General features: G+C 69.2%; 12 protein-coding genes. 6 read left to right on the forward strand and 6 right to left on the reverse strand.

What is annotated here, in order from left to right:
- Positions 1–34: 34 nt before the first annotated feature.
- The 3 genes from BDD16_RS10760 (at position 35) to BDD16_RS10770 (ending at position 1,172) form a co-directional block, all read left to right on the forward strand.
- On the forward strand, positions 35–358 hold the full coding sequence (locus tag BDD16_RS10760) for a c-type cytochrome (protein WP_246332517.1): 324 nt from the start codon (positions 35–37) through the stop codon (positions 356–358).
- Position 359: 1 nt separating this feature from the next.
- Positions 360–710, forward strand: a complete 351-nt coding sequence (locus tag BDD16_RS10765) for a hypothetical protein (protein WP_179633950.1) — start codon at positions 360–362, stop codon at positions 708–710.
- A 96-nt stretch (positions 711–806) separates the two neighbouring features.
- Positions 807–1,172 carry an ArsR/SmtB family transcription factor gene (locus BDD16_RS10770; protein ID WP_179633951.1) on the forward strand — a complete coding sequence of 122 codons (366 nt, stop codon included), beginning with the start codon at positions 807–809 and terminating at the stop codon, positions 1,170–1,172.
- A 16-nt stretch (positions 1,173–1,188) separates the two neighbouring features.
- Here the strand turns inward: BDD16_RS10770 and BDD16_RS10775 are convergent, their stop codons facing one another.
- The 6 genes from BDD16_RS10775 to BDD16_RS10800 all read right to left on the reverse strand — a co-directional run bounded on the left by BDD16_RS10775 (position 1,189) and on the right by BDD16_RS10800 (position 7,997).
- Positions 1,189–1,635 carry an OsmC family protein gene (locus BDD16_RS10775; protein WP_179633952.1) on the reverse strand — a complete coding sequence of 149 codons (447 nt, stop codon included), beginning with the start codon at positions 1,633–1,635 and terminating at the stop codon, positions 1,189–1,191.
- Between the two features lie 26 nt (positions 1,636–1,661).
- Positions 1,662–1,952: a metal-sensing transcriptional repressor gene (locus tag BDD16_RS10780; RefSeq protein ID WP_179633953.1), complete on the reverse strand. Its 291-nt coding sequence runs from the start codon at positions 1,950–1,952 to the stop codon at positions 1,662–1,664.
- 61 nt (positions 1,953–2,013) lie between these two features.
- Entirely contained in the window at positions 2,014–2,238 is a 225-nt protein-coding gene (locus BDD16_RS10785) for a YgaP family membrane protein (RefSeq protein WP_179633955.1), read from the reverse strand.
- Positions 2,239–2,303: 65 nt separating this feature from the next.
- Positions 2,304–3,578 (reverse strand): NAD(P)/FAD-dependent oxidoreductase, encoded by a 1,275-nt coding sequence (locus tag BDD16_RS10790; protein WP_179633956.1) that lies wholly within the window; start codon positions 3,576–3,578, stop codon positions 2,304–2,306.
- An 82-nt stretch (positions 3,579–3,660) separates the two neighbouring features.
- Positions 3,661–6,858, reverse strand: coding sequence for an efflux RND transporter permease subunit (locus BDD16_RS10795; protein WP_179636100.1), 3,198 nt, complete (start codon positions 6,856–6,858; stop codon positions 3,661–3,663).
- A gap of 62 nt (positions 6,859–6,920) precedes the next feature.
- Positions 6,921–7,997: an efflux RND transporter periplasmic adaptor subunit gene (locus BDD16_RS10800; RefSeq protein WP_179633957.1), complete on the reverse strand. Its 1,077-nt coding sequence runs from the start codon at positions 7,995–7,997 to the stop codon at positions 6,921–6,923.
- 139 nt (positions 7,998–8,136) lie between these two features.
- On the opposite strand from BDD16_RS10800, the gene BDD16_RS10805 reads away from it, so the two are divergent.
- The 3 genes from BDD16_RS10805 to BDD16_RS10815 all read left to right on the forward strand — a co-directional run bounded on the left by BDD16_RS10805 (position 8,137) and on the right by BDD16_RS10815 (position 11,718).
- The gene (locus BDD16_RS10805) at positions 8,137–9,207 is read left to right on the forward strand and encodes an adenosine deaminase (RefSeq protein WP_246332518.1); all 1,071 of its coding nucleotides are present in this window, start codon (positions 8,137–8,139) and stop codon (positions 9,205–9,207) included.
- A gap of 108 nt (positions 9,208–9,315) precedes the next feature.
- Positions 9,316–10,407 carry a BMP family ABC transporter substrate-binding protein gene (locus BDD16_RS10810; protein ID WP_179633959.1) on the forward strand — a complete coding sequence of 364 codons (1,092 nt, stop codon included), beginning with the start codon at positions 9,316–9,318 and terminating at the stop codon, positions 10,405–10,407.
- Between the two features lie 30 nt (positions 10,408–10,437).
- Complete coding sequence (locus BDD16_RS10815; RefSeq protein WP_179633961.1) at positions 10,438–11,718, forward strand: DEAD/DEAH box helicase; 1,281 nt, start codon at positions 10,438–10,440, stop codon at positions 11,716–11,718.
- Positions 11,719–11,828: the final 110 nt, after the last annotated feature.

Genomic DNA, 11,828 nt, shown 5'->3' on the forward strand with positions numbered 1-11,828 from the left:
TCCCCTTCCTTTTGTCCGTTCCAAGGAATTGCCCATGTCCCTGACCCGCTCCCTGATCGCCCTGGTACCCGCCGCCCTCGTGCTGGCCGCGCCGCTGACCGCCCACGCCAACCTCGAACTGGCGAAGAAAAATGCCTGCATGGCCTGCCATGCCGTGGACAAGAAGCTGGTCGGTCCGGCCTACCTGGAGGTCGCCAGGAAGTACGAAGGCAAGAAGGACGCGGTCGAGGCCGTGATGGCCAGCATCAAGGCGGGCGGTTCGGGCAAGTGGGGGCCGATTCCGATGCCCGCGCAGGCCGCGTTGAGCGATGCCGACGTCAAGACCCTGGCGAGCTGGATTCTGGGCGGGGCCAAGTGAGATGCGGGCGGCCGCGATCCGTCGGGGCCTGGGCGGACTGCTGCTGGCCGGGGCCGGCGTGATGGGGTGGGCGCAGGCGCAGACGCAGTCCGTGCCAGCCATCTTCCGTGGCGCGGACCTCGCCCTTGGTGAGCGCCTGATGCGCGAGCACCGGTGTGCCGAGTGCCACACCCGGCAAGTCGGCGGGGATGGCCGCGACATCTACAACCCGAAGGGGCGCATCTCGACCCCGGGTGCCTTGCGGGGCATGGTGGAGTTGTGCAACACCGAGATGAACCTGGGGATGTTCCCGGAAGAGGTCACGGCCGTGGCCGCCGTGCTGCAGCGCGACCATTACCGCTTTGCCCCCTGAGCGAAGCCGCTGTGCCTTCGCCGTCGAGGCCGTATGCGTTCATCCATGCGTACGAATACAATAGGACCCATTCGAATCTGACTGTGGGCTTTCAACATGGACCGCGACGCGGAAGTCGACAAGGCTGACAACGTCTACGAATCGGTGGCCGAGCTGTTCTCGCTGCTCTCCACGCCGATCCGGCTGAAGATCATCGGCGCGCTGTGCAACGGCGAGAAGAACGTGTCGCAGTTGCTGGCCGAGATCGACACGACCCAGCCCAACATGTCGCAACACCTCTCGACCCTCTACCGCGCCGGCGTGCTCGGCAAGCGGCGTGACAGCACGCAGATCTACTACCGGCTGCAGAGCGAGCGCGTGGCCACGCTGTGCCGCGCGGTGTGCACGCAGGTGGCGATCGAACTGGACCCCGAGGCGGAGGTCGAGCCGGCGGACCGGCTGCTGCCGGGCGGCGCCCGGTAACGGGCCGGCTCCCGTCCTATTTCAGCGCCGCCCCGGTGCTGTCGAACACCTGGACGGTGACGGGGAACCCCTGGCGGATGCTCTCGGTGACCGTGCAGAAGGACTCGAACTGCGCCAGCACCCGGTCCAGATGCGCGAGCGACGCGGCCGGCACGCCCAGCGTCAGCCGGGCTGTCATGCCGAGTACGCGCAGCCGGTTCTCGGCGTTGCGCCCCACTTCGGCCTCGACTTCGCACGACAGCGGTTCGGGCGCGAGCTTGTACTTGCGCATCGAGAACAGCAGCGACGCCGACAGGCAGTTGCCCACCGCCGCACACAGCAGCTGCACCGGCGAGGGCCCCAGCCCGTGGCCGAGCGGTGCAGGCTCGTCCGCCACCAGATCGGGGACCGTGTCGCCGAAACGGGTGTCGAACTGGTAGTCCTGGCGCTGCGTCAGGCGGATGGTGGTCAGGGCGTCGGACATGGCGATGGGTTCCGGGTGGCGGGCGGTCAGCGGACCTTGCCCAGCAGCGTCTGCATGTCGCCCAGCATCGTGTCGAGCTGGGTGACGTCGTCTGGCTGCAGGTTCAGGCGGTCCTTGAGTTCCTGGTGCATGAAGCACACCGTCATGCGCACGTAGGCGCTGTCGAGGGCCTTGCGCACCGCGGCCATCTGGCTGGCGATGTCGAGACAGGGCTCGCCCGCCTCGATCATGCGCTGGATGCCGCGCAGCTGGCCTTCGGCGCGCTTGAGGCGGTTGAGCAGGTCGGTGCGGCTGGTTTCGTCTTGGAGCTGGGCCATGGTGCAAGCCTCTCGGGAGGTCAGGTCGGTCATCGGATGCCCCATTGTCCCTGCTCCGTGTTCAGCGTGCGCAGACCGAGGGGCCTTCCGGCACACCGAGCTTCTTCAGGATCCACCCCAGCGGGCAGGCATTCGTGAAGCCGAACTGCAGCAGGTTGGCGCCGACGAAGGCGGTGAAGGCCAGCGCCCAGCGGCTGACGAACAGCGGGCTGCCCTCGATGCCGAGTGCCAGCGAGAGGAGGATGAAGGTGCCCGCGAAGATGCGGATGAGACGGTCGACAGTCATGGAAATGCTCCGGTAGTGCGGTAGTGCGGTGGTGTGGTGGTGTGAAGGCGGGGGCCGGGCGTGCGTCAGTCGTTCAGGCGCACGATGCCCAGCAGCTTGAGCACGTACTTCTCGTAGACCGGCTCCGAGTGGCCGGAGCGCATCTTGGCGAGGAAGTACTTCTCGAAGGCGATCTTGGCCAGGTGGACCCACTTGCCCTTCCTGAACCAGTTGACGTTGCGTGGCGGGATCTGCGGCAGCGCGACGAAGGCCGCCCCGGTGTCGCCCATGTCGGCCAGGCAGATGGCGTTCCAGGTGCCGCGGGCGGTGGCGGGCCGGCCGGCCAGCTCGTCCACGATGTTGCGGGCGATGGCCGTCACCATGGTCTCGATCATGTAGCCGGTCTTGGGTGCCCCGGTGGGCACCGGGGTCACCTCCACCGGTGGAATCGCCACGCACACGCCGGCCGAGAAGATGTTGCGCCAGGCCTTGCTGCGCTGGAACTCGTCGATCAGCACGAAGCCGCGCGGGTTGCACAGCCCCGGCACCGCCGCCACCGGCGCGACGCCCTGGAAGGCGGGCAGCATCATCGCCAGCTTGAACGGCACCTCGTGCTCCTTGTAGACCTGCCCGAGGTCGTCGAGCTGGGTGACGTGCATCCGGTCTGCCTCGACGGAGGTGGTGCGGGCGCTGGTGATCCACTTGATGTCGCGGCTGCGGAATTCGGACTCCAGCATCGACTTGCTGTCGCCTACGCCGCCGAGGCCGAGGTGGCCGATGTAGGGCTCGCTGCTGACGTAGGTCATCGGCACCTTGTGGCGCAGCTTGCGCCGGCGCAGGTCGGTGTCGAGGATGAAGGCGAACTCGTAGGCCGGCCCGAAGCAGCTGGCACCGGGCATCGCGCCGACCACCACCGGGCCGGGGTTGTCCAGGAAGGCCTGGTAGTCGGCCCAGAACTGCTCGGCGTGGTCGACCGTGCAGACCGAATGGGTGTGGCCGCCGTGCGGGCCGGCGCCGGGCACCTCGTCGAAACCGAGCTTGGGGCCGGTGGTGATGACGAGGTAGTCGTAGTCGAGCGTGTCGCCGCCATCGAGCGTCAGGCGGCAGGCCTCGGCATCGATCTGCGTCACGGCCTTCGCGATGAAGCGGATGCCCTTGCGTTCCAGCAGCGGGGCGATCTGCAGCGTGATGGCGCTGCGCTCGCGCCAGCCCACGGCCACCCAGGGATTGGACGGCGTGAACTGGAAGTAGTCGGTCGCGCTGACCACCGTGACGCTGTGTGCCGCGTCGAGCTGCTCGCGCAGTTCGTAGGCCGCGGGCATGCCGCCGATGCCGGCGCCCATGATGACGATGTGGGCCATGACAGTCTCCTGCTTGTCGCCCTGGGTGTTCGGCGGCCAGCACCCCGGGGCGACGCTGGGGCGCAGGCTGTTGGACCGGGCGTCAGTGGGCGTGGCGCTTGCGCCAGACGGCGTAGTAGAGGACCGGGATCACGACCAGCGTCAGCAGCGTCGAGACCATGATCCCGAAGATCAGCGCGATCGCCAGCCCGTTGAAGATCGGGTCGTCGAGGATGAAGAAGGCGCCGATCGTGGCCGCCAGGCCCGTCAGCACGATGGGCTGCGCGCGCACCGCGGCGGAGTTCATCACCGCCTCCTGGAACGCCATGCCCTGCGCGACCTGCAGCTCGATGAAGTCCACCAGCAGGATCGAGTTGCGCACGATGATCCCGGCCAGCGCGATCATCCCGATCATCGAGGTCGCCGTGAACTGCGCGCCCAGCAGCGCGTGGCCCGGCATCACGCCGATCATCGTCAGCGGGATCGGCGCCATGATGATCAGCGGCGTCACGTAGCTGCGGAACTGCGCCACCACCAGCAGGTAGATCAGGATCAGCCCGACGCCGTAGGCCGCGCCCATGTCGCGGAAGGTGTCGTAGGTGATCTGCCACTCGCCGTCCCACTTGATGGCGTACTGGCGGTACGGGTCGCTCGGCTGGTGGATCCAGTATTCGCCGAGTTCGCCGGTGCCGGGCAGGGCGGCGTCCTGCAGCTTCGGGCGGATCGCGAACAGGCCGTAGAGCGGCGAGTCCAGCTTACCGGCCATGTCGCCGAAGACGTAGCTCACGCCCTGCAGATCCTTGGTGAACAGCGGCTTGTCGATGACGGCCTTCTCCACCCGCACCAGCTCGCTCAGCGGCACCAGCTGCCCGTTCGCGGCGCGCATCGGCAGCGCGAGCAGCGCGTCCAGCCCGACCTGCGATTCACGCGGCAGTTGCAGCCGCACGGGGATCGGGTACTTGCTCTGGCCGTCGTGCAGGTAGGCCGCGTCCATGCCCGACAGCGCGCCCTGCACGGTCTGCGCGACCGCAGCGACCGGGATGCCGAGCGACTCGGCGCGCTGGCGCTGCACGCGCAGGAAGGTGCGCGGGGCGTCTTCCCGGAGCGAGGTGTCGGTGCCGACGATGTCGGGCGTGGCGGCGAAGGCCTTGGCGATGCGCGCGGCGAGCTGCTGGCGACCTGCCTCGTCCGGGCCGTAGACCTCGGCGACCAGCGGGCTCATCACCGGCGGGCCGGGCGGCACTTCGACGACCTTCACGCGGGCGCCGTGCGCTGCGCCGATCTTCTCCAGCGCCGGGCGGTGGCGCTGCGCGATGACGTGGCTCTTGTCGCTGCGGTGCGCCTTGTCCACGAGGTTGACCTGCAGATCGCCCTGTTCGGCGTCGGCGCGCAGGTAGTACTGGCGCACCAGGCCGTTGAAGGTGATCGGGCTGGCCGTGCCGGCGTAGCCCTGCAGGTCCAGCACCTCGGGCTGCTTCGCCAGGTAGGCGCCGAGGTCCTGCAGCGTCGCGGCGGTGTCCTCCAGCGCGGAGCCGGCGGGCATCTCGACCACCACCTGGTACTCCGACTTGTTGTCGAACGGCAGCATCTTCAGCACCACGAGCTGCACGACGGCCAGTCCGACGCTGAGGAACAGCGCCCCCAGGATGCCGGCGAGCAGCAGCCAGCGCTTGGCCGCACTCTCCAGGAACGGCGACAGGACACGGCGGAACAGCCCGGGCAGCTTCGCGGTGAGGCCGGTGGGTTCGGCGTGCGCGTGCGCGGCGTCCATCGGCTTCATCAGCTTGGCCGCGAGCCACGGCGTCACCGAGAACGCGATCGCCAGCGAGATCGCCATGCCGAGGCTCGAATTGATCGGGATCGGGCTCATGTACGGCCCCATCAGCCCGGACACGAAGGCCATCGGCAGCAGCGCCGCGATCACCGTGAAGGTCGCCAGGATGGTCGGGCCGCCGACTTCATCGACCGCCGCGGGGATGATCGCCAGCAGCGGCTTGCCCGGATGGAGCTGCTGGTGGCGGTGGATGTTCTCCACGACCACGATCGCGTCGTCCACCAGGATGCCGATCGAGAAGATCAGCGCGAACAGCGACACCCGGTTCAGCGTGAAGCCCCAGGCCCAGCTGGCGAACAGCGTGGCCGTCAGCGTCAGGATCACCGCGGCGCCCACGATCACCGCCTCGCGCCGCCCGAGCGCGAAGCCGACCAGCAGGATCACCGAGCCGGTCGCGAACGCCAGCTTCTGGATCAGCTTGTTGGCCTTCTCGGCGGCGGTCGCGCCGTAGTCGCGGGTGATGGTCATCTCGATGCCGGCCGGCACCACGGTGTTGCGCAGCTCGTCGAGGCGGGCGCGGGCGGCCTCGGCCACATCGACGGCGTTCTGGCCGGGCTTCTTGGTGACCGTCATCGTCACCGCCGGGTACACGCCGCCCGCGCCGGACGCGGCCACGCCGGGCGTGAACCAGACGTGGCGCTGCGGCTGCGCGGCGCCAGTCTCGATCTTCGCGACTTCGCGCAGGTAGACCGGCTTGCCGTTGTGCACGCCGACCACCAGCTCGCCCACGTCCTCGGCCGAGCGCAGGAACTCGCCGGTCTCGATGGTCAGCATCTGCGCCGCGCCGTTGGGCATGGCGGCATCACGATGGACCACGGTGCCAGCAGGCATCGCCAGGTTGGCGGCGGCGATCGTCTGCTTCAGGCGCAGCACGTCGACACCACGTTCGCGCAGCCGGCTCGGGTCGAGCACGACCTGCACCGCCTGGCCGGGGCCGCCGATGGTCTGCACTTCACGGGTGCCGGGGACGCGCTTGAGTTCGGTTTCCAGCGCGCGGGCCACGCGCTCGATCTCCAGCGCAGAGGTTTCGTCCCGGCTCCACAGCGTCACGCCGAGCACGGGCACGTCGTCGATGCCCTTGGGCTTGACGATGGGGGGGAGGGTACCCAGGTCGCGCGGCAGCCAGTCCTGGTTCGCGTTGAGCACGTCGTACAGCCGCACCAGCGCTTCGGTGCGCGGCACGCCGACCTGGAACTGCACCGTCAGCACCGCCACGCCCGGTCGCGCCACCGAGTACGTGTGCTCGATGCCGGCGATCTGGCTCAGTGCCTGCTCGGCGGGGCGGGCGACCATGTTCTGCACATCCGCGCTGCTCGCCCCGGGGAAGGGGATCAGCACGTTGGCCATGGTCACGTTGATCTGCGGCTCTTCCTCGCGCGGCGTGACCAGCACGGCGAACAGGCCCAGCAGCAGCGCGACGATTGCCAGCAGCGGCGTGATCGCGTTCGACTGGAACATCGCGGCCATGCGGCCGGCGATGCCGAGCGCGGGCGTTCCGGTCTCGGCGGTGGCGGGGGTGTGGTCGTGGCTCACGGCCGGGCTCCTGCGAGGCCAGCCTTGACCGCGTCGGTGGCGATGCGGTCACCGGCTTTCAGACCGGCCAGCACCTCGGTCGAGCCGCCTTGGGCCGAGCCTGCACGGATGGCGCGCAGCACGAACTGCCGGTCCTGCGCGACGTAGACCGCGGTCAGCTCGCCGCGGCGCAGCACGGCCGCATCCGGCACGCTCAGCGTCGCCAGCTTCTGGTCCGCCCCGGCGGCGGCGTCCGCGAAGCGCACCCGCACCGTCTGGCCCGGCATCAGCAGCGCGCTGTCGGCGCCGCTCAGGTCGAGCCGCCATTCGACGGTCTGCGACACCGCGTCGGCGGTGGGCAGGTCGGTCTTCTTGATCGGGGCGACCCAGCGCTGGTCGGGCAACTGCACTTCGATGCGCTGCGCGCTGCGGGCGGTGGCCGCCTGCGAGGCCGGCACCTGCACGACCGCCCGCAGCGCGCCTGGCGCGTACACGGTGACGATCGGCCGGCCCGGCGCGGCGAGGTCGCCGGTGTCGAGGTGGGTGGCGAGCACGATGCCGTCGAAGGGTGCGTTCACGCTGGCAAAACCTTGTGCCAGCGTCGCCTGGCTGCGGCCGGCGCGCGCCTGGGCGACGGCGGCCTCGGCGGCCTTGAACTGGTTCTCGGCATTGTCGAGCGCGGACTGGCTGATGTAGCCCTGGCCGCGCAGCTCCCGGGTGCGCTCGAGCTGGGTGCGGGCGTTGCGCAGGTTGGCATCCGCTTGCGCGAGGCCGGCGTCGCTCTGCGCGACGCCGGCGGCGGCGACGCGGGCGTCGAGCTGCGCCAGCGCCTGCCCCGCCTTGACGCGGTCACCCGCCTTGACGTTCAGCGCGAGCACATTGCCCGCCGTCTGCGCCGAGACCGTCGCCTGCCGGACGGGCTGGATGGCGCCGTCCATGTCGAGGCTGCGGCCCGCGCGGCCGGTCTGGACCACCGTGGTCGGCACCGTGACGTCGGCGGCGATCGCCGGAGCGGCCAGGCCACTCAGCAGCATCGACACCAGCCACACCAGTGGCAGCACCTTCGTCGGATGGGCGGAAACAGGGGAACGCATGGTCAGACTCCTTGATACCCTGCATGGTATATCAATAGGGGGTGGGGTATCAAGACAGTGTCTTGAAGCGGGTGTGGTGCGGATAATGCAAACAGCCCGACAAGCCTGTGCCTGTCCAATCCAACGGAGCCTGATGCCCATGACTGCTGCCCTCCTGACCGGCATGACGACTGCCCGACTCGACGCCATCGACCCGGCCCGGCTGCCCGCGCTGCTGCGCCAGATGCCCAAGGCCGAACTGCACATCCACATCGAAGGCTCGCTCGAACCCGAACTGATCTTCAAGCTCGCGCAGCGCAATGGTGTCACGCTGCCTTACCCGAGCATCGAGGCCCTGCGCGCGGCCTATGCCTTCACGGACCTGCAGAGCTTCCTCGACATCTACTACGCCGGGGCCAGCGTGCTCCTGAAAGAAGAGGACTTCTTTGACATGGCGTGGGCCTACCTCGGAAAAGCCGCCGCCGACAACGTCGTCCACACCGAAATCTTCTTCGACCCGCAGACCCACACCGCGCGCGGCGTGCCGTTCGAGACGGTGATCAAGGGCCTGAACCACGCGGTGCACCGGGCGCACACCGGGCTGGGCGTGAGCGCGAAGCTGATCCTGTGTTTCCTGCGCCACCTGAGCGAGGAAGAGGCGTTCGCGACGCTGGAAAAAGCGCTGCCGTGGCGCCACCACTTCATCGGCGTGGGCCTGGACAGCAGCGAAGTCGGGCATCCGCCGAGCAAGTTCGAGCGGGTGTTCGCACGCTGCCGCGAACTCGGGCTGCACGTCGTCGCCCATGCTGGCGAGGAGGGGCCGCCGGCCTACATCCACGAGGCGCTGGACCTGCTGAAGACCGAGCGCATCGACCATGGCGTGCGCTGCCTCGAAGACGCGGACCTCGTCGAGCGGCTGGCCGAGACCCGCATCCCGCTGACGGTGTGTCCGCTGTCGAACACCAAGCTCTGCGTGTTCCCGACGATGGCGGACCACAACCTGCCCGCGCTGCTCGACGCCGGCCTGTGCGCGATGGTCAACTCCGACGACCCGGCCTACTTCGGCGGCTACATGAACCAGAACTTCATCGAGCTGTTCGCCGCGCTGCCGCAGCTCACTGCCCGCCACGCCTACCAGCTCGCGCGCAACAGCTTCGAGGCCAGCTTTGTCGGCGAGGAGCAGAAGCGGGCCTGGGTGCACCAGCTCGACGCGGTGTTCAACGCCGGCTGAGCGTGGCCGGCCAGGCCGGCTCTGCGACAATCTCGCCTTCACCGCCTGCTCGCCCGATGCAGGCGGTTTTGTTTTCACCCTCCGTATCGGGCCATGTCGAGGACCACCATGTACAAAAACCTCCTGCGCGCCACCCTGGCCGCCTGGATTTCCATGCCCCTGGCCGCTGCGGCGGCCACCCCGGCCAAGCCGCCGCTGAAGGTCGCGTTCGTCTACGTCAGCCCCGTCGGCACCGCCGGCTGGACCTACCAGCACAACATGGGCCGCCTCGGCCTGGAGCGCAAGCTCGGCGACGCGGTGAAGACCACGGTCGTCGAGAACGTCGCCGAGGGCGCGGACGCCGAGCGTGTGATGCGCGATCTGGCCGCGCAAGGCCACAAGCTGATCTTCGCCACCAGCTTCGGCTACCTGGAGCCTGCGCTGCGCGTGGCCCAGGAGTTCCCCGATGTCGCCTTCGAGCACATGGGCGGCTACAAGACCAGCGCCAACCTCAACACCTACAACGCCCGCTTCTACGAAGGCCGCTATCTGGCCGGCATGGTCGCCGGCAAGATGAGCAAGACGGGGCTGGCCGGCTACGTGGCGGGCTTCCCCATCCCCGAGGTGGTGCAGGGCATCAACGCCTTCACGCTGGGGATGCGTGCCGCGAACCCGAAGGCGCAGGTCAAGGTGGTCTGGCTCAACACCTGGTTCGACCCCGCCAAGGAGCGCGAGGCCGCCCAGAGCCTGGTCAACGACGGCGCCGACATGCTCACCCACCACAGTGGCTCGACCGCCATTCCCGTGCTGGCCGAGGAGAACGTCGCCAAGGGCGTGCGCCTGCTTGGCTACCAGAGCGACATGCGCCCGTTTGCTCCGAAGGCGCAGCTCACCAGCGTCACCCACCACTGGGAAGACCGCTACACGGCGGTCGCGAAGGCCGTGATCGCCGGCACCTGGAAGCCGAAGCCCTTCATCGGCGGCGTGCGCGAACGCATCATCCAGATGGCGCCGTATGCCGACGAGGTGCCGCGCGACGTGCAGCGCCAGCTGAACGAGGTCGAGCGCGCGATGGCCGCGGGGCGGGTGCACCCGTTCTCGGGCAAGCTGGTCGACCAGACCGGGCAAGTGCGCCAGAGCAAGGGCGTCATGAACGACGAGGCGCTGGCGAAGATGGACTTCTTCGTGCAGGGTGTCGTCGGGCAGATGCCCAAGCGCTGAGACAATCGCCCCCTCACTCCCTGGACCCCCATGTCATTCGCTTCCCTTGGCCTGAACCCGGCACTGGTCCGTGCCGTCCGCGACATCGGCTTCACCGAGCCGACGCCCATCCAGGCCCGGGCCATTCCCGCGGCCCTGTCGGGCGCTGATGTGCAGGGTGCTGCGCAGACCGGCTCGGGCAAGACGGTGGCGTACGCACTGCCGCTGCTGCAGGCGGACATGGCGACCCCCCGCGCCTGGCCGCGTGCGCCGCACGGGCTGGTGCTGGTGCCGACCCGCGAGCTGGCGATCCAGGTGGGCGAGGTGCTGCGCGATCTGGCCCGGATGCTGCCGGACCCGCCGCGGGTGTCGGTGCTGTTCGGCGGCGTGTCGATCAATCCGCAGATGATGGGCCTGCGCGGCGGCACCGAACTCGTCGTCGCCACGCCCGGCCGGCTGCTCGATCTGGTGGACCACAACGCGCTGCGGCTGGACGCCATCCGCTTGCTGGTGCTGGACGAGGCCGACCGGCTGCTCGACCTGGGCTTCTCGGACGAGCTGAACCGCGTGCTGGCGCTGCTGCCAGCCAAGCGGCAGAACCTGTTCTTCTCGGCGACCTTTCCTGAAGCGGTGCAGGCGCTGGCCGACGGGCTGCTGCAGGCGCCGACGCGCATCGACATCAGCGCGTCCGTGGCCGAAGCGGGTGGCGACGAGGTGCACCCCGACATCGTCGAGCGCGCCATTGCGCTGGACGCCGGCCGGCGCACGGGCGTGCTGCGTTACCTCATCAAGGAAGGCGGCTGGGACCGCGTGCTGGTGTTCGTCGCGACCCGCTACGCGACCGAGCTGCTCGCGCACAAGCTCGGCCGCGAGGGGCTGCACGCCGCGCCGCTGCACGGCGAACTCAGCCAGGGCACGCGCGCCGAGGTGCTGAACGCCTTCCGCGCCGGCCAGGTGCAGGTGCTGGTGGTGACGGACCTGGCCGCGCGCGGCATCGACATTCCGCGCCTGCCGGCGGTGGTCAACTTCGACCTGCCGCGCTCGGCCGACGACTACACCCACCGCGTGGGCCGCACCGGCCGCGCGGGTGAGCCGGGCACGGCGGTCAGCTTCATCACGGCAGCGACCGAGTCCCATTTCCGTCTGATCGAGAAGCGCCAGGGGCGGCGCATTCCGCGCGAGCAGATCCCCGGCTACGAGCAGGTCGAGACGGCCACGCCCGACCAGGCCGCCGGCGGCATCAAGGGCCACCGCATGAGCAAGAAGGACAAGCTGCGGGCGGCCGCCGCTGCAGCCGCCGCCGCCGGGGGCGGGCAGCAGGACGGCGAATAGCACACAGGACGACACGCAGAACGGCGGGCAAATGGTCCGTTTTCCGGGCACCACGGTGGGGCATTCCGGGCAGGATGGCATTTCCGACTGTCCGATCCAGAGCCCTATTC

Source organism: Sphaerotilus montanus, assembly GCF_013410775.1.
Classification (GTDB): Bacteria; Pseudomonadota; Gammaproteobacteria; order Burkholderiales; family Burkholderiaceae_C; genus Sphaerotilus; species Sphaerotilus montanus.

Bases quoted from the DNA above. Each gene is read 5' to 3' on its own strand.
- BDD16_RS10760 (WP_246332517.1), top strand. From the start codon at position 35: ATGTCCCTGACCCGCTCCCTGATCGCCCTGGTACCCGCCGCCCTCGTG.
- BDD16_RS10765 (WP_179633950.1), top strand. From the start codon at position 360: ATGCGGGCGGCCGCGATCCGTCGGGGCCTGGGCGGACTGCTGCTGGCC.
- BDD16_RS10770 (WP_179633951.1), top strand. From the start codon at position 807: ATGGACCGCGACGCGGAAGTCGACAAGGCTGACAACGTCTACGAATCG.
- BDD16_RS10775 (WP_179633952.1), bottom strand. From the start codon at position 1,635: ATGTCCGACGCCCTGACCACCATCCGCCTGACGCAGCGCCAGGACTAC.
- BDD16_RS10780 (WP_179633953.1), bottom strand. From the start codon at position 1,952: ATGGCCCAGCTCCAAGACGAAACCAGCCGCACCGACCTGCTCAACCGC.
- BDD16_RS10785 (WP_179633955.1), bottom strand. From the start codon at position 2,238: ATGACTGTCGACCGTCTCATCCGCATCTTCGCGGGCACCTTCATCCTC.
- BDD16_RS10790 (WP_179633956.1), bottom strand. From the start codon at position 3,578: ATGGCCCACATCGTCATCATGGGCGCCGGCATCGGCGGCATGCCCGCG.
- BDD16_RS10795 (WP_179636100.1), bottom strand. From the start codon at position 6,858: ATGGCCGCGATGTTCCAGTCGAACGCGATCACGCCGCTGCTGGCAATC.
- BDD16_RS10800 (WP_179633957.1), bottom strand. From the start codon at position 7,997: ATGCGTTCCCCTGTTTCCGCCCATCCGACGAAGGTGCTGCCACTGGTG.
- BDD16_RS10805 (WP_246332518.1), top strand. From the start codon at position 8,137: ATGACTGCTGCCCTCCTGACCGGCATGACGACTGCCCGACTCGACGCC.
- BDD16_RS10810 (WP_179633959.1), top strand. From the start codon at position 9,316: ATGTACAAAAACCTCCTGCGCGCCACCCTGGCCGCCTGGATTTCCATG.
- BDD16_RS10815 (WP_179633961.1), top strand. From the start codon at position 10,438: ATGTCATTCGCTTCCCTTGGCCTGAACCCGGCACTGGTCCGTGCCGTC.